Source organism: Salinibacterium sp. M195 (assembly GCF_019443965.1).
Lineage (GTDB): Bacteria > Actinomycetota > Actinomycetes > Actinomycetales > Microbacteriaceae > Rhodoglobus.
The window spans coordinates 940028-960704 of record NZ_CP040814.1 but is presented as its reverse complement, the minus strand read 5'-3'; the positions used below and the strand labels follow the sequence as shown (position 1 = coordinate 960704).

Genomic DNA, 20677 nt, shown 5'->3' with positions numbered 1-20677 from the left:
CATGATTGCCTTGCTCGCGCGCCGCCTGACACTCTCCCTTGTCGTCCTCGTTGGAATCAGTATGCTGCTGTTTGTTTTGCTGCAGATAATGCCTGGTGATCCGGCTCGGATGATGATCGATCCGCTAAGTTTTCGCGGAGACTGGGAAGAGGCTGTTGCCAGGCGGCGCGCTGAGCTTGGGCTAGACCAGCCCCTGGTTGTTCAGTACGGAATCTGGATTTCGGAGGTGCTCAAGGGCAACTTCGGCTACTCCTACGTGAATGGACGCCCCGTCACAGAACTGCTCTTCTCCCGCGTCGACGCAACTGTTCGACTCACCGGAACCGCGCTGCTCATCGCTCTTGCCGTCGGAATTCCCGTCGGAATTATCGCCGCAATCCGCCGCAACACCGTCGTCGACTATGGCGCGACGGTAGTCAGCCTTCTGGCGATCTCGGTTCCCAGTTTCTTCGTTGCTCTTCTCGGCATCTACGTAGTGTGCCTAAAGCTGGGCTGGTTGCCCACGGCAGGGATGAACTCCCCCGGAGAAAGCGGATTCCTCGACTCTCTTGTGCACCTCATCCTTCCCGCATCGATACTCGGCTTCGCGCTCGCCGGTCCGTGGGTTCGCTATTCTCGAGCGGCGATGCTCGAAGTGTTGAATCAGGACTTCCTCACTACCGCGCGGTCTAAGGGCCTTAGCTCCTTTAGCATCATTAGCCGCCACGCTCTCCGCAACGCGATGATTCCTCTCGTGAGCGTCCTCGCTATCCAAATTCCCAACCTTCTCGCCGGCGCCGTTGTTATCGAGCAGATCTTCTCGTGGCCCGGGATGGGCCGCCTCGCCTTAGACGCGGTGCGCGCCCGCGACTACCCGGTCGTTCTCGGTTTCGTTCTCTTCGTCGCGGTGTTCGTGCTTATCGCTAACCTCATCGCGGATATTCTCTACGCCGCAATAGATCCGCGCATTCGGCTGACAGGAGCAAAACGATGACTGCCACCGACAACAGCCCGTCAGTAAGCCCACAGGAAACCCCGGACTCAGCATCGCCGAGGCAGCTCGCGATTCGCCGCTTCCTGCGCCATCGAGTTGCGGTCATCGCGCTCGTAGTCATGGTGCTGTTAGCCCTTGCGGCAATCATTTTGCCCTTCGTTATCGGGATCGACCCCAACGCCGTCGATGTGCGCGCCATCCGCCGAGCACCAAGCCCGGAACACCTGCTCGGCACTGATGCGGCCGGGCGCGATGTGCTGGCTCGCCTCATTTCTGGTGGTCAGATATCCCTGATCGTTGGTCTATCTGCCGCCCTCATCGCCACCTTTACGGGACTCGTGCTTGGTGCGGTCGCTGGATACTTCGGGGGCTGGGTCGATAGCCTCATCAGTCGGTTTGCGGATGTCGTGATCACCTTCCCGACGCTGATTGCCATCATCGTGATTGTTGCTTTTGTCGGCCCCAGCCTGCCGACCCTCATCATCGCGATTGGACTCTTCGGCTGGCCCATCGCGTTCCGCATCGTTCGCGGCTTGACCTTGTCGCTTCGCGAGCAAGATTCGATCCAGGCCACCGTTGGCCTCGGTGCAAGTCCGGGGCGGATCTTGCGAAAGCACGTCGTACCTTCGGTCGTCGCGCCACTCACCGTCGTGGCCACGCTTGAGGTAGCCCAAGCGATTCTGCTTGAAGCCGCCTTGTCATTTCTTGGGCTCGGTGTACCGCCGCCCACTGCCAGCTGGGGGAACATGCTTAACGACGCACAGTCACTCACCATCCTTGAAACAACACCGTGGCTATGGTTGCCACCGGGAATCGCGATTGCGGTGACGGTGCTCGCCGTCAACTTTGTCGGAGATGGGCTCCGCGATGCGGTCGACCCGAGGTCGTCACGATGACCGCCCCGCTGCTAAAACTCGAGAACCTCACGACCGAATTTACGGTGGATGGGGGAATTGTTCCTGCTGTGAACGGCGCGAGCTATGAGGTCATGCCCGGAGAAACTCTGGGAGTGGTTGGCGAGTCCGGTTCCGGTAAGTCTGTCGCCATCGCTTCTGCGCTCGGGCTGCTTCCGTCGAACGGTCGTGTCGTGGATGGCCACGCTTGGTTCGATGGCCGTGACCTTGTCACCATGTCTGACCGCGAGCGCAACCAAATCTTGGGTAAGGAAATCGGCCTCGTATTTCAGGACCCGATGACCGCACTCAATCCGGTAATGCGCGTCGGCGATCAGATCTCAGAAAGCTTGCTTCGGCACGACCGCAGCCTCGGGCGACGCGCGGCGGCAGCACGCGTTGTCGAGCTGCTTGCCGAGGTCGGCATTCCTTCACCGGAGCAGCGTGCGCGCCGCTACCCTCACGAATTCTCTGGTGGGATGCGCCAGCGAGCAATGATCGCGATGGCGATTGCCAATCGACCCCGACTCATTATCGCCGACGAGCCGACGACAGCGTTGGATGTCACTATTCAGGCGCAAATTCTTGACCTGCTTCGTAAAGTGCAGCGAGAGAACGACGCGGCGCTCGTCATGATCACCCACGATCTCGGCGTCATCGCTGAGCTCGCTCAACGGGTAGTCGTGATGTACGGCGGTCGCGTCGTTGAGTCTGCCGAGGTTGACACTCTCTTCCATGGTTCTCGCCACCCCTATACTCGTGGCCTTCTTGACAGTCTTCCTCGGCTTGGCTCTCGCCAACACGAACTGCTGGCGATTGGTGGGCATCCGCCAGATCCTCGCGCTCTGCCTTCGGGCTGCCCATTTGAGCCGCGCTGTCCCGTAGGCCGGGGCCGCGACGTGTGCCGAGATACGCGCCCGGAACTGCAGCCGGTTGGGCATGCCCATGCTTCTGCTTGCCATTTCACAGAAGAACTCGCGACGACGGAGGGCGACCAATGACAGGCGAACCGATTCTTTCTGTAGAGAACCTCGTCAAGCACTTTCCCGTACACGGTGGCCTTCTCCAGAGGCAAGTGGGAAGCGTCCGTGCAGTCACGGATGTCTCGTTTGACATCTACCCGGGTGAGACGGTGGCGTTAGTCGGGGAATCTGGCTGCGGCAAGTCGACCGTTGGTAAGACGATCATGCGCTTTCACGAGCCCACCTCAGGCTCGGTGCGCTTCGAAGGTCAGGACCTAGCAAAGTTGCGTCCCGCGGAGCTGCGCAAAATGCGTCGCGATGTTCAGTTCGTTTTCCAGGACCCCTACTCATCTCTCCCCTCTCGGATGCCCGTGGGGGAAATCCTGCTCGAGCCGCTGGAGATTCACGGAGTGGGCAATGATCGTCAGCGGCGGGAGCGGGTGCGCGAACTCCTCAACCTCGTCGGGTTGGGGCCGGAGGCTCTCGGTCGTTACCCCCACGAGTTCTCCGGAGGACAGCGTCAGCGAATTGGCATCGCCCGCGCTCTGGCGCTCGAACCTCGACTTCTTATTCTTGACGAGCCGATTTCTGCGCTCGATGTGTCCATCCAAGCTCAGGTCATAAACCTCCTTGCACGCTTGCAGCGCGAGCTCGGCGTTGCGTACCTCTTCATTGCCCACGATTTGGCAGTGGTGAGGCACCTGGCTCATCGCGTAGCTGTGATGTATTTGGGCCGCATTGTTGAGTATGGCGATGCAGAGACGGTATTCACTCGACCATCACATCCGTACTCTCAAGCTCTCTTGTCAGCAGTCCCTCAGCCGGATCCGCGTCTTGCGGCGCTCTCGACTCGGCGACTGCTCGAGGGCGAGCTTCCGAGTCCGACAGCGCCACCCCCCGGCTGCTCCTTCCACACTCGGTGCTGGAAGGCTCAGCCGGAGTGCGCTCAAGAGCGTCCTCTCCTGCAAATCCGAACTCCTTCCGGTTCCGAGTCAGCCTGCTTCTTCGCGGAAGAGGAGTCGATGGCGGGCGAGGATCAAGCATGACATCTGGGCATTGGACATCAAGCCGTATCGGCGCTGATGCCGGCTCCGCGGACCCCGGGGTTACCGTCTACGAACTCGACTCGGGTCTTCCTGGACCGACGGTTCTTATCATTGGTGGAATTCACGGCAATGAGGTCGGCGGAGTCGTCGCAGCGGGATCACTTACGCAGTCGCCATGGCCGATGCTTCGTGGTCGGGTGATCGTCGCGCCGATTGCGCATGAAGCGGCCTGGAACGCGGATCAGCGCGAGAGCCCCTTCGATGGAGAGAATCTGGCTCGTGTTTTTCCGGGCGACGAAACGGGATCTGTGACGCAGAAGATCGCATACCTGATCACGACGCACCTCATTTCCGTGGCGGATGTGCTCATTGACTTGCACACCTCCAGCCCTGACACCGAGATGCCATTATTTGCCGGTTGTCTTGATGACGGATCACCAGCGGCAACGCGGGCTGTCGAACTTACCGTTGCATTCGGGGCACCGACAATCTGGACTCACGACACTCTCGGCCCTGGTCGAACGCTTGGTGTCGCTCGAGACCGCGGAATTCCCGCTATTTACGTCGAATCGTCCGCTGGTGGAGTGCTCGCCACCGCGAACCTTGCCGCCTATCGCGATGGCGTGTTCCGGGTGCTTGCCGCTCTCGGCGTCGTCGCTGCGCAGAATGAAGACCAGACACCTCGTGACGCACTATGGATTCACGGTGACGGTGACGTCGACGCATTCTCCAACGCGGCTCACGACGGACTTTTTGTCACAGAGAACCGACTCCTCGACTCAGTTTTCAGCGGAGATACGATCGGCCACGTCGTCGACGAATTCGGACGCGTACTCGAGACCGTGACCGCTTCAGCAAGCGGGCTGATCGCCACCATTCGTCGGCACTCTCGAGTATCCGCGGGAACTCCGCTCGTTGGTGTTGTGCCGCAGCGCCGTGATCGCCTCGGAAAAGCAAGCGATGCAATCGCCGCGAATGTTGCGGCGAGGGCTGAACTGACCAGGGAGAAAGTGTCCGAGAGATGAGTGAATCACCTACCCGAGTCTTAGTAACCGGGGGCGCAACGGGGATTGGGGCAGCAATCACCCAGCGCTTTCTCGCTAACGGAGCTTCGGTGGCCGTCTCCCAGCGTACTCCGGATTCGCTGCGACAGAGCCTCGAAAGTTCTGGGCTCGACGGCCAGGTCAGCGGCCTCGTCGCTGATCTTTCTGATGAAGCCGCAGCGACCCGACTAGTCGAAGAAGCCGTGGATGCCCTCGGCGGCCTCGATGTCCTGGTCAATTGTGCGGCGCTGACCGGGGATCGAGCTCGACGGCTTGCCGAAAAAATTGACGAACCTCATGTTCAGGCAATGCTCGCGGTCAACCTCGGCGCGGTAATCCTCTCCTCGGTCGCCGCCTGCGCCCAATTTCGGCGCCAAGGCACAGCCGGCGTCATCATTTCGATCTCGTCAGTGATGGCACAAGCGACGCAACCCGGCGCGGCCGTCTACACGGCGACGAAAGCTGGGGTGAACGCCTTCACCAAGGCTCTTGCTTCCGAGGCTGGCCCCGCGGGCATCCGAGTTCTCACTGTTTCTCCCGGAGATATCCGCACCGACGCGAGTCCCGCACCTGGCGACGTCATCGACGGCGGTACCGGCGCGAGAACAGAACGCGTGCCTGCGCTCGAACGACAAGGGCGGCCGAACGAAGTTGCTGACGTCGTCTCGTTCCTCGCTGGTCCCGAGGCTTCCTACATCACCGGCGTCGACATCACTGTCGATGGCGGCTGGCTCATTCGCTAACAACTGAGAGGTATCAATTTCAATGACGCACCCTGGCACTTCAGCAGCACTCCCCGACGGCATCATCACTCCACTAGTGACGTTGCTCGATGCATCCGGAGACATCGATGTGAGCGCGATGACCGCGCTCGTCGACTCGCAGGTCGCCTCTGGCATCGACGGCGTGCTCTCCGCAGGCTCGACTGGCGAGCTCGGCACCCTCGGTGCACCGCTGCGCCTCCGCAGCACAGAGGTGACGGTCCAGGCAGCAGCGGGCCGGATTCCCGTCTGGGCCGGTGTCGCCGGCTTGTCGACAGATGATGCCGTCATCGAGGCCAGAGAGGCGCAGGCCCGCGGCGCTGACGCCCTTCTCGTGCTTCCGCCCCTCTACTTCACCCACAGCGATGACGAGCTGCGTCGCCACTTCGAGGCAATCCGGGCGATTGACCTCCCGATTATTGCGTATGACGTACCGCCTCGCACACCACAGAAGCTCAGCGTTGCCCTACTGGCTCGGCTCGCTCACGATGGCGCCATCGACGGCGTCAAGGACTCGTCAGGAGACCTCACGTCAGGTCGCCTGCTTCGCGCAGCCATCCCGCTCGAGTCAGGATTCAAGGCTTATGCGGGTAGTGAGATAACTCTCGAATCCGTGGATGCGATTGGCTTCCAGGGCGTTGTTCCCGGTTTCGCAAACTTCGCGCCTGTTGTCTTTGCTGAACTGTGGCGAGTGATGCGCAATGGCGACCGCGCCCGGGCATGGGAACTGTCGAGCTGGGTCAGCGCGACCTTCGGCATCATCGGGGTGCCGTGGGCCGGCGCTGGCGGACCAGCCCAGGCAATTGCGGCGCTTAAAGTCGCGACCGCGTGGGCACTAGAGCTCCCGCTCGCGCAACCCATGGGTCGCCCCTTTGAGCAGATTCCGAGCGCCGAGTTCTGTGACGGAGTCACCGAGATTCTGGATCGTGCCATGGCCTCCGGATCGGTCGAGCATGTGGCGTTTCGCTGATCGACTTCCCTCCCTCGCTCCGGAGAACATTGTTTCTCTGGGCGAGGGCGGGACCCCTCAGCTCGATCTGACCGGAGTGGTCCCCGGACTTGAGGGACTAGCCCGGTTCGAGCTGAAGATGGAAGACCGGAACCCCACGGGCTCCTTCAAAGCGAGGATTGCCTCGCTAGCACTCTCCTTGGCCCGCGAGCACAACCTTCGAGGCGCGCTAGGCACTTCCTCCGGTAACGGCGGAGCCGCTGCTGCCGCGTATTCCGCGGCGGCCGGACTCGAAGCAGTGCTCTTAGTCCTGCGAGGAGCACTCGAAAGCAAGGTGCGTGAGATCCGTGCCTATGGTGCTCGCGTAATTGAAGTCGATGGGCTGGGTCACGATGCGGATGCGACGATAGCCACAGCGATGAAAGTGGCTGCCGCGGCGGAGCGATTCGGCTACACCCCGATGCTCACCGGCTTTCGATTCGCTCCAGAAGCGATGCGCGCCATCCACACCATTGCCTGGGAGATCGACGAGTCTGCCGCAGCAGCCGACCACGTGTTCGCCCCCGTCGGCGGCGGTGGGCTTGTTGCAGGGCTCTCGCAGGGCTTCCTCTCTTCCGAACGCACCCCCCGAGTCTTTGGTGTGCACCCTGACGGCATGGACGGCCTCATTTCGGCTTTGGAGGGCGACCCAATCGGTCGCGCTCGCGGCGCCGGAACCGAGATCTCAGGACTGCAAATGGCGGCGCTCTACGACGGTCCGTCAGCAGCGGCCGGCATCCGAGCGACCGGTGGCGCGGCAGTAGCGGTGTCAGATGCGCAGGTTTATGAAGCTCAGCGCGATCTCGCCGCACTGGGTATTTTGGTCGAGCCCGCCGGAGCGACCTCGCTCGCGGGAGCGCGCCAGGCTTTCTCGACGGGGCTAATCGATCGCTCCGCCCGCGTCGTCGCGGTTGTGAGCGGCGCTGGATACAAGGATCCACAATCAATCGAACGATTTGCGCGGCAAGCGGAGGATGCCCCCGTTTCGGCCTCTGACCTCGATCGGTTGCTTGAAACGTTGCTAACACAGGAGAATCCACGATGAGTACGTTGCGTATCGGTGTCGCGGGCCTCGGCTCTATTGGTCGTCAGCACATCGCAGTGCTCAGCAAGCGAGGCGACGTGCAGACAGTCGGCTTCGATCCCTCAGCGTCATTGCGCGATCGAGTTCGTGATGAGTTCGCTACTGAGCCCGCCGAGACTCTCGAGGCGCTCGTGGATTCCGGGCTAGATGCACTAGTGATCGCTAGTCCAGACCCCTTTCATTTGCCGCAACTTGCTGAGGCTGCTTCGCGAGGCATTCCGACGCTCGTAGAGAAGCCTCTTGCTCCATCGCTAGCCGACCGGGCCCTGATCGATCGCATCCGTTCGAGCGACTCCCGGGTGCTAATGGGTTATGTTCTGCGTCATCGTGCCGTCGTGCGAGAGGTTCGAACCGCTCTACAGTCCGGCGTGATTGGAAAGCCCACCGGCTACCAAGTGATGTTGGGGGCGTATGGCACTATCGTCGCCGCGGAGTCGCGATTCCAGATTCCTGACGAAAACCGTCTGCTTCGCGACTACTCGCATGAGTGGGATTACTTGCGCTGGTTCTTCGGACCGATCACAGAAACTGTGGCGCACACTCGGGTGTTTCTCGAGGTTGCGCATGTCGAGTCTCCGAACGTCGCAGATGCACTTCTGGTGCATGCGGATGGGCTCAGCGGCGCGGTTCATCTTGACTACGTCGAGCCTGTCGGCGTGCGCACGATCCATGTCGTTGGATCAGGGGGAAGCCTCTTTGCCGACCTCAGCGGTGGCCAGATTCGCATTCGGCGGGCTGGCGCTGACGAAGAGGTGCGCGATTGCGCGGAGCTTCCAGCCGAAGCTCTGCGCCGGCAAGCGGACCATCTCGTTGCGGTCGCCGGCGGAGCGCAGCCTATCGTCACGCTCGACGACGGAATCGCCGCACTCGCGGTCGCTGAGGCAGTCGCGCGCTCGGTCCGCGAGCGTGCCTGGACGACCATTCTCGTTGACAGCGCAGATCTGGCCCTCTAAACTTTTACTAGTTGAAACTGATAGTCTTACTAGATAAAACTAACCGTGAAACCGCTCGTAGGCCCGTCAGGGTTGTGCGAACGCTGTATTTGTGCGGAACATCACATTGCCTCTTGGGCAATACGGAGAGTATGGCGGCCCTTCCGGGCTAAGGAGAGAGAATGACTGCGACCGGCGAAGAGACGAAAGTGATCTCGGAGTGGCCGAAATCACGCGAAGCGTGGGAGCGTGCATCTCGCTCTGTCAGTGGCGGTGTAGCAACCGCGCTGCGGGCAACGGCACGTCCGCATCCGCTCTTCTTTACAGGTGGGGCTGGAGCGACCCTGACCGACTTCGATGGCAATGATTACATCGACTATGTGCTCGGGTGGGGTCCCAACATCCTCGGTCACGGCAATCCCGCGCTCGTAGCCGCGGTGCAAGACCAGATCACGCGGGGTGCCACCTACGGATCTGGTCACCTCTTGGAATTTGAAATAGCCGAGCGACTGCTCCAAGCTTTCCCCTGCGCCGAGCGCGTGCTGTGGTCAAACACGGGCACCGAGGCGAACCTCTCCGCCCTGCGTATTGCCCGCGCGGCGACGGGTCGTGAGCATTTCGTGAAGTTCGCTGGCCATTACCACGGCTGGTCAGATCCAATGCTGGTGGGCTACCGCCCCCGCGCCGAAAGTGACATCGCTCTGGAAAGCCGAGGTCAAGCCACAAGCTCGGCAGAACTCGCGCACGTACTCAACTGGGGCCGAGCCGAAGAGCTTGAAACGTTGCTCACCGAACGAGACGACATTGCCGCCGTCTTCCTCGAGCCGGTACTGTGCAACTCTGGCGTCATCGAGCCTCCCCTGGGATTCCTCGAACGCGTGCGAGAAATCTGCGACGAACACGGCGTCGTGCTCATCTTTGACGAAGTCATCACCGGCCTACGGATCGCCTTCGGCGGAGCAGTGGAACGCTACGGCGTGGCCCCGGACATCATCATCTTGGCAAAGGCCGTCGCGGGCGGACTGAGCCTCGCAGCACTGCTCGGAAAGGCAAGCCTGCTCGACCTCACCCTCAACGGTGTCACTCATGCCGGAACCTACAACGGCAATCCCCTCGTGCTTGCCGCGGCGGGAGCCACCCTCGACGAGCTCAGCAAGCCCGGGGTTTACGAGCGTTTTGAAACCCTTAGCGCACGACTAGCGAACGGCTTTCGTGACGCCCTCGCTGCGCATAATATGACGGGCGCCGTGAATCAGGTCGGCCCCGTTGTTCAGGTCACCCTCGGCCTCCCGACCGTCGAAGACTTCTCCGACTTTCAGAAGACGGACCAGGAGAGCTACGCCAAGCTTCTCCTCGAACTTCTTCGCCGGGGGATCTTCGCGGTCGCCGGCGGTCGCTGGTATCTCTCGACAGCCCACACCGAAGCTCAAATCGATCACACGATCGGGATATTCGACGAAGCGCTCACGGCGCTTGAGAGCGCGTGACCTCGAGATTTCGCGTCGGGGTTCTCGGGGTTTACCACGAAACCAATACCTTCAGCCCCCTGCGCACCGGTAAAAAGGAGTTCGCACATCGCTGGTATGTGGGCGACGAAGTGCTTGACGCGTTCGAGGACACCCGCACCGTCTGTGGCGGCTTTCTCGATGGCGCTCGCGAGAAGCAGCTCGACATCGTGCCACTATTTGCCACCTTCGCAACCCCCTCTGGGACCGTCGAGGCGACTGTATTCGACAGCATCCTCACAGCTGTGGCAACAGCACTCGACGGGGCTGAACAACTCGACGGCATCCTGCTCGAACTACACGGAGATTTCGTGGCTGATGGCGTCGGCGATGCTGAAGAGGAGATCGTCGCCGTGATCCGCTCTCGGGCCGCGGGAGTGCCGATTGCCGCGGTACTCGACCTTCATACCAACTTTGCCCATCAGCGCCTGCACGATGTTGAGATCCTCATCGGATACAAGACCAATCCGCACGTGGACACGTATGATCGCGGCCGCGATGCAGCATCCGCCCTCGCCGGGATTCTGAGCGGTGATCCTGTGCCTTACCGAGCACACCGTGGACTGTCCATCGTCGCACCGCCGGCGGCCCAGAGCACTCAGGACTCCCCTCTACGTGAACTCATCGACACAGCTCGATCTTTGCAGGAGAAAGAGTCGCTGCTCGATGTGACAGTACTCGCTGGCTACGCCTATTCAGATACCCGGCACACGGGAATGGGTTTTCTTGCCTCGGGCCCGCCCGACCGTGCCGAGGCTGCAGAACGAGTCGTCGAAGCCCTGCACCAACTGGCTGAAGCCAGCGCAACGAAGTTTGCCGCGGACTATCCTGATGCGACAGCCGCCGTCGAGCGAGCAGCGACGTTGCGCGCTGAAGGGCGACCGGTGACGATCGCCGACACAGGCGACAACATCAACGGCGGCGCGAGCGGAGACACCACCTGGCTGGCCCACGCGGCGCAGCTTCACGGCCAGGGGCGTTTTCTCACGACCATCTTCGACCCCGCCGCCCTTGCCATGCTGCGCAATTGCGAGGGAGATCCACTTCGTGAACTCGGGGGCTTTGCCTCTGATCGATCAGGTCAACCGTTGCAAGGCAGCCCAGAAGTGTTGAACGTCACCGACGGCAAATTCGTCAACACTGGCCCCATGTCCACCGGTACCGTTGTGGACATGAAGGGCGCAGCGTGGGTGCGGATGGGCGCGCTCGATATCGTGATTCAGGGGAGCCCGGTGCAGCCGAACGATCCTGGAATGTTCACGGCCTTGGGCATCGATCCCGCTGACTATGACGCCCTGCTGCTTAAGGGCGCTGCCGCACTTCGTGCGGGCTGGGCGCGATACAGCGACCACTTCATTTTTGCCGGAACACCGGGAGAGACTGATTCTCTGCTGGGCCGCCTCCACTATCAGCAAGCAACCGTCAGCACCGATCACCTCGCCCATGACGGGTCAGCATGAGATTGACAGCGGAGTGTTCCCTGCTGGCCAGCGGCTACCTTGGCTTTGGCATCAGTGACTACTGGGATGGCAACGCCTACATCATCCACTCTCGTGGCGAGGCGATCATCATCGACACCGGCGCGGGCCGCTCCTCCGACGCCCTCGTCTCGCGGGCTGAGCGACTCCTCGACGGGGCCCAGCTCCGGGCAATTCTTGTCACTCACGGCCACGTCGACCATTCGGGCGGAGCGGCGACGCTCGCTCGGGCCTTTGACGCGCCCGTACTCGCTAGCGCACGCTGTGCGGAAATTATTCGCACGGGCGATGAAGAAACCATCGGGCTTCCCGGTGCTCGCCGAGAAGGCGTCTACCCGGCCGATCAGCGGCTAGAAGCTGTGGCCGCCACCACGATCACGAGCCCGCTGGATATCGGTGACGTGCGGGTAACTCCAATGGCGACGCCCGGACACAGCGCAGACCACATGGTATTCGTCGCGGAGACACCAAGCGGGCGCGGCCTGTTCAGCGGAGACCTCGTATTTCCTCAAGGCCGGATTGCCCACTTGGCCACCCCCGATGCCGATTTAATAGAGTCCGAGCGAAGCATCCGCGCTGTTGCCTCCCTCGGCATTGACCAGCTTTTCGCCGGACACGGCGCTGCAGTGCTCGGTGGCGCCTCCGCGCACCTCCAGGCAGCAATCGCCGCCTTCGACCGCGGCGAACGCCCCCCTTCCCTCCTATCTTGACTCTGACGCCCCCTTCGAAAGGAACAACATCGTGATTACTCACTTTGGAGCCCAACCCGACCGCCCCCTCACACCAGCCGTACGAGCAGGAGACTGGTTGTATATCTCCGGACAGGCATCAACTGATCCGGAAACAGGAAAGTTCATTCCCGGCACCTTCGATGAAGAATTTGCTCAATCGATCGCCGGTCTAGATCGCGTGCTTGCCGAGGCCGGCGCTACACGGGCCGACATCGTGCGCATCGGAGCCTATGTGCGTGATGAGGCGGCATTGCCCCGCTTCAACGAGCTGTATCTGGCGGAGTTCACTCACCCGCGCCCCGCTCGCACGACCGTGGCGATGGGATTCGAATTCCTCCAGTTTGAGATCGAGGCCGTTGTTTACCTGGGGCAGCCGACGAGCTCCGCGGACGTGACACTGTGAAACTCATGCGCGTTGGCGCCCCTGGACAGGAACGTCCCATGGTTCGCGTAGCCGAAGACGTGCTTGTGGATGTCTCCGACCTCTTTACCGACTTCGACGCACCCTTTTTTGCCGCCGGTGGAGTTGACACGTTGCGGGCCGTAGTTGACCAGCGCGCCGCCGCTGGCGAGACACGAGGGCTAGGCGGCGAGCGTATTGGGGCACCAATCGCCCGCCCACACCAGATCATCTGTGTCGGACTGAACTATCGCAAGCATGCGATCGAGTCCAACATGCCGATACCCGACGAGCCGATCTTGTTTACCAAGGCACCAAACACACTTGTTGGCCCAGACGACGACATCTGGCTACCTCGCGGTGAATCGAAGACAGACTGGGAGGTCGAGCTCGGAATCGTGATTGGCCGCCGAAGCCTCTACCTAGACAGCGACGACGCTGCTCGCGCAGCCATTGCCGGCTACGTACTGAGCAACGATGTGAGCGAACGCGCATTCCAGCTCGAACGCGGTGGACAGTGGACCAAAGGAAAATCCTCCCCCACTTTCAATCCCTGCGGACCATGGCTAGCTACGGCTGATGAGTTCGAGAACATTTCGGATCTCGATCTCTGGCTCGAAGTAAACGGTGACCGTTACCAGAATGGTTCGACGTCCGACCTCATTTTCGACCCCATTGAGATCGTGAAGTACATCAGTCAGTTCATGATTCTCGAACCTGGTGATCTGATCAATACCGGAACGCCAAGTGGAGTCGGAATGGGGATGACCCCGCAACGCTGGTTGCACGATGGAGACACAATTGAACTCAGCATCTCTGGTCTTGGAGTCCAACATCAGAATGTCATCACAACGCCGAGCAATCCCCTCGGTCTCACTGCGCCCTAGACGTAGGGTTCTGTGAAGAGACGACCAGCTGCATCACTCCCGACGCTGACGAATGGCGATCGCCGCCGCCTCATCTTCGGCCTGACGGCGAGCCAGAATCAGGTTGCGGGCCGTATCACGCAGCGGCAGTTGCACCGTGGTCTCGGCGGCGACGCCGGCCAGCAGCTGACGCAGGCGCGTGAATTCGGCATCCACTTCGATGCCCGCAACGATCGCCAAGTTGCTGATGTAGAGCCAGATGAGGAGGGCGAGCGCTCCGCCGAGCCAGCCATAGACGCGATCGTAGTTCGCGATCGTTGAGACGTAGAAGCCGAAAGCTGCTGTGGCAAGACCCCACGTGACAATCGCGAACACAGCGCCGGTGCTCACCCACCGCATCCGTTCGTGGCGGATGTTTGGCGTGTAGTAGTAGAGCACCGCGATGATGAGAGTGAGGATGCCGCCGAGCACCGGCCAGCGACCGTACGACCAGAGCGCCACCCAGGGTTCGCCAACGCCGAAGGCCTCTCCGATCGCGGTGGCCACATTGGTGGTTGTCAGCAACAGCACGGCGACCGCCAAAAAAGCGACGAGCAAGAAGCCAGACAGGATCAGCATGAGGCCGCGGAACTTCACGAAACGGCGGCCCTCTTGCACCTCGTAAACGCTGTTTGCTGCGCGCCCGAATGCGGTGGCATAACTCGACATCGACCACACGCTGAGCGCAATTCCGATAGCAAGAGCAAGACCGGGGCTGCCCACCGAAAACAATTGCACCATGGGTTCCCCGAGAGCATCGACGGTGTCTCGCTGCAGCACTTCACTGGCCAAATCAAGCACCGTGTCTACCGCTTGCTCTTTGCCCTGGCCCAGAGCGAACGCCGAAACTACGGTGAGCGCGGCGGGAAAAATCGCGAGCGCGGCGAAGAATGCGAGGGTGGCCGCAGAGTCGATGCCGCGATGCCGCATGAAGCCGTGGAATGCGCGCCGAAATACGTAGCGCCATTCACGTCGAGCATCGGCGAGAGAGCTGGCGGGCTGCGTCATGCGAGCGGCGCTTTCACTACAGCGGCGATGCCCAACTCGTTCACGTTCATCCCGCCAGCTTAAACGAAACCTTCTCAAAGCCGAGCGGCGGGTTTATTATCTTGGGAATAGCCGCCGCGCTCCGCGACGACATCAGTTTTCAGGAGCATCACATGAGCGCCATTACGCCCTGTCTCTGGTTTGATCACTCCGCCGAGGAGGCGGCCGCTTTTTACGTGGATGCGTTCCCGAGAGCCGCCATCCGCAACACCACTAATTATCCAACTGAAGGTCTCGCCGATTTCCAGAAGGACTTTGCTGGTGACGTGCTGACGGTAGATTTCGAGATCGCCGGCCAACGCCTCTTGGCGCTCAACGCTGGCGACCTCTTCACCTTCACCTCCGCGATTTCCTTCATGGTGAACTTCGATCCGTCAGTGGATCCGGATGCCCGCCACAATCTTGACGCCTTATGGGAGAAGCTCATTGACGGCGGTGAGGCCCTCATGCCGCTAGACGAATATCCTTTCAGCTCGAGGTATGGCTGGGTGCGTGACAAGTTTGGGGTGAACTGGCAACTGATGCTCACCGATCCGACCGGCGAACCGCGGCCCATGATCATCCCCTCGCTATTGTTCGGGAGTTCTGCCCAGAATCGCGCCCATGAAGCGACCGAGTACTACCTCTCGGTATTCGATGGCTCAAAGATGGGCACCGATATTCGGCATGCGGAACAGACGGGTCCGGCCATCCGTGCTGCAGTGAATTTTTCGGACTTTCGACTGCGAGATCAGTGGTTCGTGGCCATGGACGCTGGGATCGAACAGGAGTCGACGTTCACCGAAGCGGTGTCTTTTGTGGTGCCGTGTGCGGATCAGGCCGAAATTGACCGCTATTGGGAGGCGCTCTCGGCGGTTCCCGAAGCGGAAGCCTGCGGTTGGTGCAAAGACCAGTTTGGGGTGAGCTGGCAGATCACTCCCCACAACATCGATGAACTCATGAAGCGACCCGATGCCTTCGACCACATGATGGAGATGAAGAAGATTGAAATGGCCAAGCTCTAGCTTTCAGCCCTCCGCGACCCGCTCCACCGGTTGCCGCAGCAGCGTGCGCAGCTTGGATGCTTCGACCTTGCGAAAATCGTTGAAGTAGATCTCGTGGTGCTTGCCGGTCATCCGCAGCCCCTGCTCGGGAATGAACTCGGTGTGCATCTGCGCCAGAATCTCGGCCTCATCGTCATAGGGGCCAAAGTGGAGTGTCTGCACGCACAACCCCTCGTCGAGGGTGTTGAGGCGCACTTTGGCGAGACTCACTGGCACGCTCTCGGGAGTCTTGCTCTTGGCGATGACCGCGGCAACCGCATCCTGAAACATCTGCTCAGTGATCCACTCGGGCGTGAGGATCATCGCTGTCCAGTCCCACTGTGATTTGTCGCGCCCCGTGGTGAATGCATCCATGTCCTCGGCCCACCAGAGTGCCTCCAGTGGCGGCACGACATAATCGCGGTCGAGGGCTTTGCTCGCAAATTTCAGGGTGTACGCCACCGGGTACAGCGCGGCGATCGCGGCCGAATAGGCGCTGTCTTCTCCGGGAGCGCCATGACCGTCAACCATCAGATATTGCTGAGGCTCAACATCCACAATCCTGAACTCATTGTGGCGCGCCTGATACGCGTCGAGTGTCTTCTTGAAATCAATCTTCGCCGGCATGGGTGCCTCCGCTAAAAACTGTAGTGGAATCTTCCGCATATGCTCGACCCATGCGCGAGCCAGGGTTCTTGATACGACGAACGGATGCGACCGACTGGCGCGAGGTCCGCGATCTGCGGTTGGAGATGCTCGCCGACACCCCGATTGGTTTCGCGGAACACCTTGAGGATGCACAGAGCGCCACCGAAGCTGAGTGGCGACTCCGGGCTGTGCGCGGACAGAACATGTTGAGCATCGCGGTCGCAGCGATCACGACCGAAGGCCGATGGGTGGGTACGATGCGCTGCTACATTCCTGACGCAAAAACGGGCCCGCTTCTCGTTGGCGTGTACGTCACCCCCGATTTTCGTGGTCGGAAAGTTGGAGTGACGGATGCCCTACTCGCGTCGATCGAAGAGTGGGCTTTCCGCTACGGCAGCACTCTCACGCTCGGCGTGCACGAAGACAACGCTCGCGCTCGCGTTGCCTACGAAAACCGCGGCTTCACCCTCACGCGGCACACGGTTCCCTACATTCTCGACAAGTCTCGACGTGAACTCGAAATGATCAAGCAGCTCTAGAGCTGTGCCACTAGGTTAGCCTACGACGGTCGATGCGGCGCTAACCTCGGCCTCGACGCGATCACCCACGTGGATGCGGCCCGGGTCTAGCGGGGTGAGCCGGATGCCAAACCAGGTCTTGTGATCCCGTTGCCGATGCACCGCCAGGGTTCGAATCGGTTCCTTACCGCGTACGAGGGTGGTGGGCTCGATCGTGGTCATCACACAGCGGTCGCAGATCATGGTGACGCGAAACCGCACATCGCCGATGGTCACGCTCGTCCAGCTTTCTTCAATGAATGGCTCGAGGTCGTCGATGATGACATTGGGCCGAAACCGCACCATGTCGAGCGGCACCGCCTCTGGATCAGTCCACTCGTCGAGCTGGCGCAGCGAGGGCTCCGTTGCCAGAAGGAGCGGGCCACCATCCGCGAGGGAGACCACTTCTCCGGGTTGCCCGCCATCTTCGGGATCAATCGCGCGCACGGTCGGGTCGGGTTGCCACACAAGCCGCACGTCAAAGCCGACCCGTTCGCTCAGCCACCGGTTTACCTCGCCTCGGGCGGCTACCGCTGTGCCCTGGCCGCTGTGACTCACCTGAATGGTGTCACCACCGTCGAGCATGTCAACAGTGACGCTGGAGCCATCGCGATCGGCAAGCTGCACCGCAGTGTCACTCAGCGCATTGGCCGAGAGCCCAAGCAGCTGGTTATGTTGGCGGGCGGTCAGGCTGGTTCCCGCACTATCGACGAGCGCCCAACGACGATCCTGCTCCAGCCCCCACGGATTGACGGCAGCCGAATCTACGTCTTCGCCGGCGAAGGACTTCACTGGATACACTCTGAGTCGTGTCACGCGCATGCGCGAATTCTAACAACGCCACCGCGCCAGACGGTGGGTTTGTGGGCCGGCGAGGTGAGGCTGAGTCGTTCCTCGCGACTCCCGATTACGACGTGAGGCGCGGGGTGAGCGGCGGTTCCTCACGACGGCGCGAAATCGCTTCGTACGCAACACCGATGCGCAGCAGGTCGAGGTCGGAGTACGCGGCACCAGCGAAGGTGATTCCCACGGGCATCCGGATGTCGTCCATGAGCCCCATAGGTACAGTGACGGTCGGTATGCCCAGGTGTCGAATCGCGAGGTTGCCGTTCGCGACCCAGACACCGTTGCGCCAACCGGCTGCCGCCGTGGCCGGGTTTGTGCCCATATCGGCGGCTCCGACGTCGGCGACCGCGGGGAAGGCTACGGCGTCGAGCTCGTTGGCGCGCATCCACTCCTCAAGGTCGATGCGACGAGTTTCTTCGAGGCCGCGCACGCCCGCCTCAAGCTCAGGAATGTCGGTGAAGTTCTCGTAGGGGTGATCGCGCACCTGCGTCGGATACACGGCGATGTCGTCTTCAAAGCCGTCGTAGCGATCATGCGGAGTGCCCGGCGTTGTCGGGAAGATTGTGCTGCCGTCGAGGCCGACGATCGTGTCGAAGTTGGGGTCACCGTTGGCGTGGAGAAAGTCTTCCCATGCCCACGCGGAGAGGTCGACGATTTCGCGCTTCAAGAATGCGGGGCTCACCAGACCGCGGGTTGCGATCGTGGGTGCGCCTGCGCGGTCGGCTTCGTAGTTCGAGACGACCGGAAAGTCGACCTCCACGACTGTTGCGCCTGCGGCTTCGAGGTCGCGACGAGCCTGGTCAAACAGGGTCAGGATGCTCGGTCGGGTGTCAATCGCGGTTCCTGTCGGACCGCCGACTCCACGCATGCCCGAGCCCGCCTCGGTATCGCGGTTGATGTACATCCGGGGAACGCCAAAGCGTTTGCCCGCCAACGGCAGTTCCGCCGCCTCAGGCAGCAGCGACAAGTAGGTCTCCGGCCGCAGGCTAGACGCCGCCGGAATCTCGACCCACGGCTGCGAGCGCCAAAAGTCGCCGCGAGTATCGTCATCGTCGAACACGATCACGTCGAGCACGGCGAGCAGGTCGGCCATGGTGCGGGTGTGCGGCACGACAACATCCATCGTGGGAACAAGGGGCCAATTGCCGCGCACCGAGATTACGCCGCGAGATGGGGTGTAGGCGCAGAGGGCGTTGTTGGATGCCGGCGCCCGGCCGCTCGACCAGGTCTCTTCCGCGAGACCGAAGGCCGCGAAGCTCGCTGCCGTTGCGGTGCCCGATCCGTTCGACGATCCCGAGCCGTAGGCCGCCGTGAGGAACTCGGCGTTGTAGGGGCTCTCGGCGCGACCGTAGACTCCGGGCTGCATTCCGCCATTGGCCATCGGGGGCATGTTGGTGAGACCGAGGCAGATCGCTCCGGCGTCGCGTAGGGCACCGATCGTGGCGGCATCCCGCATCGCCATCAGCTCGGCGAAGGCGGGGCTGCCCGCGGCGGCTGTGAGCCCGCGATGCAGGTAGCTGTCTTTGGCCGTGTACGGGATGCCGTCGAGCGGGCCGCGCAGTCGACCGGCGGTCCGGCGCGCATCAGACTCGCGCGCTTCGGCAAGAGCCTCGGAGTTCGGCACCACGACGGCGTTGAGCATGGGCCCGCTGCGGTCGTAGCGCTCGATCCGCTCAAGGTAGGCGGTGACGAGTTGTTCACTCGTGAGGGCTCCTGCCGTGAGCGCCACCTGCAGTTCAGCTATCGACGCTTCAACGACATCGAAGGTACTCATACGATCGCTCCCTGTGGTCCGGCGGCAGCACCGTCTGGGTTCTCGCCGCTGCCGGGCAGTTTCGGCTGCTGCTGGGTGATGCAGTGAATGCCTCCGCCGCGAGCAAATATTTCGCGGGAGTCGACCATCTGCACGGTGCGGCCGGGATACGCGTCAGCCAGGATGGCGGCGGCTCGAGCATCCGCCAGATCATCGGCGAAGCCACACCCGATGACTCCCCCGTTGACGACGAGGTGATTGACGTAGCTGTAGTCGACGAAGCCATGGTCGTCGCGAAGCACGGCGGGTGCGGGCAGTTCGACGATCTCAAAGGCGCGACCGGCAGCATCCCGCTGGCTCTCGAGGCTGGCCCGAATCTCGGCCATCACCTGGTGGTCCGGATGTTCGGGGTTGGGTTGAGCGTGCAGCAGCACGCGACCCGGTGACGCGATCGTCGCCACAATATCGACGTGACCGTTGGTGCCGAAGTCGTCGTAGTCGCGGGTGAGGCCGCGCGGCAGCCACACCGCGTGAGTTGCACCGATGGTGCGGAGCATTTCGCTCTCGACGCGGGCGCGGTCAGCGAGCGGATTGCGGCGCGGGTCGAGCTGAACAGTATCGGTCAGCAGCACGGTTCCTTCGCCATCGACGTGTAGGCCACCGCCCTCCGCAACGAGCAAGGAGCTCACAAGTTCGGCGTCGGCTGCTTCGGCTACGACGCGCGCAATCTTGGCCGACTGCTCCCACTCCGCCCACTCGGGGGCGCCCCAACCGTTGAAAATCCAGTCGACCGCGCCAAGTACGCCGGGCCGCGAATCGTCGAGCACGAACGTGGGCCCGATGTCGCGCATCCAGAACTCATCAAGCGGTGCTTCGAGCAGCTCAATGCTGCTGTCGAGCATCCGTCGGGCACGAAGCGTTTCGGTCGGGTCGACGACCATCGAGACCGGCTCAAACTGGGCAACGACGTTCGCGACTTTAGCCCAGGCGGCGTAGCCGAGCTCACGTTCGGAGTCGGTCGCGCCGAGCGTTTCGCCGACGCGCGGGAACGCCATCCAGGTGCGCTCGTGATCGGCAGTTTCGGACGGCATTCTCCAGCTCAT

The 20677-nt window shown here is 61.7% G+C and carries 21 protein-coding genes; 16 read left to right on the top strand and 5 right to left on the bottom strand.

Annotated elements, in window-relative coordinates:
• Window position 1: 1 nt before the first annotated feature.
• The 14 genes from FFT87_RS04565 to FFT87_RS04500 all read left to right on the top strand — a co-directional run bounded on the left by FFT87_RS04565 (window position 2) and on the right by FFT87_RS04500 (window position 13683).
• On the top strand, window positions 2-973 hold the full coding sequence (locus FFT87_RS04565; protein ID WP_219950170.1) for an ABC transporter permease: 972 nt from the start codon (window positions 2-4) through the stop codon (window positions 971-973).
• A complete protein-coding gene (locus FFT87_RS04560) occupies window positions 970-1869 on the top strand; it encodes an ABC transporter permease (protein WP_219950169.1) in 900 nt (299 codons plus the stop codon). Before FFT87_RS04565 ends, FFT87_RS04560 begins: the two co-directional genes overlap by 4 nt.
• Window positions 1866-2867: an ABC transporter ATP-binding protein gene (locus tag FFT87_RS04555; RefSeq protein WP_219950168.1), complete on the top strand. Its 1002-nt coding sequence runs from the start codon at window positions 1866-1868 to the stop codon at window positions 2865-2867. The genes FFT87_RS04560 and FFT87_RS04555 overlap by 4 nt, the downstream gene beginning before the upstream one ends.
• A complete protein-coding gene (locus tag FFT87_RS04550; protein WP_219950167.1) occupies window positions 2864-3874 on the top strand; it encodes an ABC transporter ATP-binding protein in 1011 nt (336 codons plus the stop codon). The genes FFT87_RS04555 and FFT87_RS04550 overlap by 4 nt, the downstream gene beginning before the upstream one ends.
• Entirely contained in the window at window positions 3871-4899 is a 1029-nt protein-coding gene (locus FFT87_RS04545; protein ID WP_219950166.1) for a succinylglutamate desuccinylase/aspartoacylase family protein, read from the top strand. Before FFT87_RS04550 ends, FFT87_RS04545 begins: the two co-directional genes overlap by 4 nt.
• Window positions 4896-5660 (top strand): SDR family NAD(P)-dependent oxidoreductase, encoded by a 765-nt coding sequence (locus FFT87_RS04540; protein WP_219950165.1) that lies wholly within the window; start codon window positions 4896-4898, stop codon window positions 5658-5660. Before FFT87_RS04545 ends, FFT87_RS04540 begins: the two co-directional genes overlap by 4 nt.
• Before the next feature lie 22 nt (window positions 5661-5682).
• The gene (locus FFT87_RS04535) at window positions 5683-6648 is read left to right on the top strand and encodes a dihydrodipicolinate synthase family protein (protein ID WP_219950164.1); all 966 of its coding nucleotides are present in this window, start codon (window positions 5683-5685) and stop codon (window positions 6646-6648) included.
• On the top strand, window positions 6605-7711 hold the full coding sequence (locus FFT87_RS04530) for a pyridoxal-phosphate dependent enzyme (protein WP_219950163.1): 1107 nt from the start codon (window positions 6605-6607) through the stop codon (window positions 7709-7711). Before FFT87_RS04535 ends, FFT87_RS04530 begins: the two co-directional genes overlap by 44 nt.
• Complete coding sequence (locus FFT87_RS04525; RefSeq protein WP_219950162.1) at window positions 7708-8703, top strand: Gfo/Idh/MocA family protein; 996 nt, start codon at window positions 7708-7710, stop codon at window positions 8701-8703. Before FFT87_RS04530 ends, FFT87_RS04525 begins: the two co-directional genes overlap by 4 nt.
• 161 nt (window positions 8704-8864) lie before the next feature.
• Window positions 8865-10169 carry an aspartate aminotransferase family protein gene (locus FFT87_RS04520; protein ID WP_219950161.1) on the top strand — a complete coding sequence of 435 codons (1305 nt, stop codon included), beginning with the start codon at window positions 8865-8867 and terminating at the stop codon, window positions 10167-10169.
• Complete coding sequence (locus FFT87_RS04515) at window positions 10166-11647, top strand: M81 family metallopeptidase (protein ID WP_219950160.1); 1482 nt, start codon at window positions 10166-10168, stop codon at window positions 11645-11647. The genes FFT87_RS04520 and FFT87_RS04515 overlap by 4 nt, the downstream gene beginning before the upstream one ends.
• Window positions 11644-12375 carry an MBL fold metallo-hydrolase gene (locus tag FFT87_RS04510; RefSeq protein ID WP_219950159.1) on the top strand — a complete coding sequence of 244 codons (732 nt, stop codon included), beginning with the start codon at window positions 11644-11646 and terminating at the stop codon, window positions 12373-12375. The genes FFT87_RS04515 and FFT87_RS04510 overlap by 4 nt, the downstream gene beginning before the upstream one ends.
• A gap of 31 nt (window positions 12376-12406) precedes the next feature.
• Window positions 12407-12799 (top strand): RidA family protein, encoded by a 393-nt coding sequence (locus tag FFT87_RS04505; protein WP_219950158.1) that lies wholly within the window; start codon window positions 12407-12409, stop codon window positions 12797-12799.
• A gap of 38 nt (window positions 12800-12837) precedes the next feature.
• Window positions 12838-13683, top strand: coding sequence for a fumarylacetoacetate hydrolase family protein (locus FFT87_RS04500; RefSeq protein WP_370628569.1), 846 nt, complete (start codon window positions 12838-12840; stop codon window positions 13681-13683).
• A 33-nt stretch (window positions 13684-13716) separates the two neighbouring features.
• Here the strand turns inward: FFT87_RS04500 and FFT87_RS04495 are convergent, their stop codons facing one another.
• On the bottom strand, window positions 13717-14709 hold the full coding sequence (locus tag FFT87_RS04495) for a YihY/virulence factor BrkB family protein (RefSeq protein WP_219950156.1): 993 nt from the start codon (window positions 14707-14709) through the stop codon (window positions 13717-13719).
• 152 nt (window positions 14710-14861) lie between these two features.
• Between FFT87_RS04495 and FFT87_RS04490 the strand changes: the two genes are divergently transcribed.
• On the top strand, window positions 14862-15752 hold the full coding sequence (locus FFT87_RS04490) for a VOC family protein (RefSeq protein WP_219950155.1): 891 nt from the start codon (window positions 14862-14864) through the stop codon (window positions 15750-15752).
• 3 nt (window positions 15753-15755) lie between these two features.
• Here FFT87_RS04490 and FFT87_RS04485 read toward each other — a convergent pair whose 3' ends face one another.
• Window positions 15756-16397 carry a GyrI-like domain-containing protein gene (locus tag FFT87_RS04485; RefSeq protein ID WP_219950154.1) on the bottom strand — a complete coding sequence of 214 codons (642 nt, stop codon included), beginning with the start codon at window positions 16395-16397 and terminating at the stop codon, window positions 15756-15758.
• A 50-nt stretch (window positions 16398-16447) separates the two neighbouring features.
• On the opposite strand from FFT87_RS04485, the gene FFT87_RS04480 reads away from it, so the two are divergent.
• Window positions 16448-16957, top strand: a complete 510-nt coding sequence (locus FFT87_RS04480; RefSeq protein WP_219950153.1) for an N-acetyltransferase — start codon at window positions 16448-16450, stop codon at window positions 16955-16957.
• A 15-nt stretch (window positions 16958-16972) separates the two neighbouring features.
• Here FFT87_RS04480 and FFT87_RS04475 read toward each other — a convergent pair whose 3' ends face one another.
• The 3 genes from FFT87_RS04475 to FFT87_RS04465 form a co-directional block, all read right to left on the bottom strand.
• On the bottom strand, window positions 16973-17767 hold the full coding sequence (locus FFT87_RS04475) for an MOSC domain-containing protein (RefSeq protein WP_255560056.1): 795 nt from the start codon (window positions 17765-17767) through the stop codon (window positions 16973-16975).
• A gap of 115 nt (window positions 17768-17882) precedes the next feature.
• Window positions 17883-19595, bottom strand: coding sequence for an amidase (locus FFT87_RS04470; RefSeq protein WP_219950151.1), 1713 nt, complete (start codon window positions 19593-19595; stop codon window positions 17883-17885).
• On the bottom strand, window positions 19592-20677 hold the full coding sequence (locus tag FFT87_RS04465) for an agmatine/peptidylarginine deiminase (RefSeq protein WP_219950150.1): 1086 nt from the start codon (window positions 20675-20677) through the stop codon (window positions 19592-19594). Before FFT87_RS04465 ends, FFT87_RS04470 begins: the two co-directional genes overlap by 4 nt.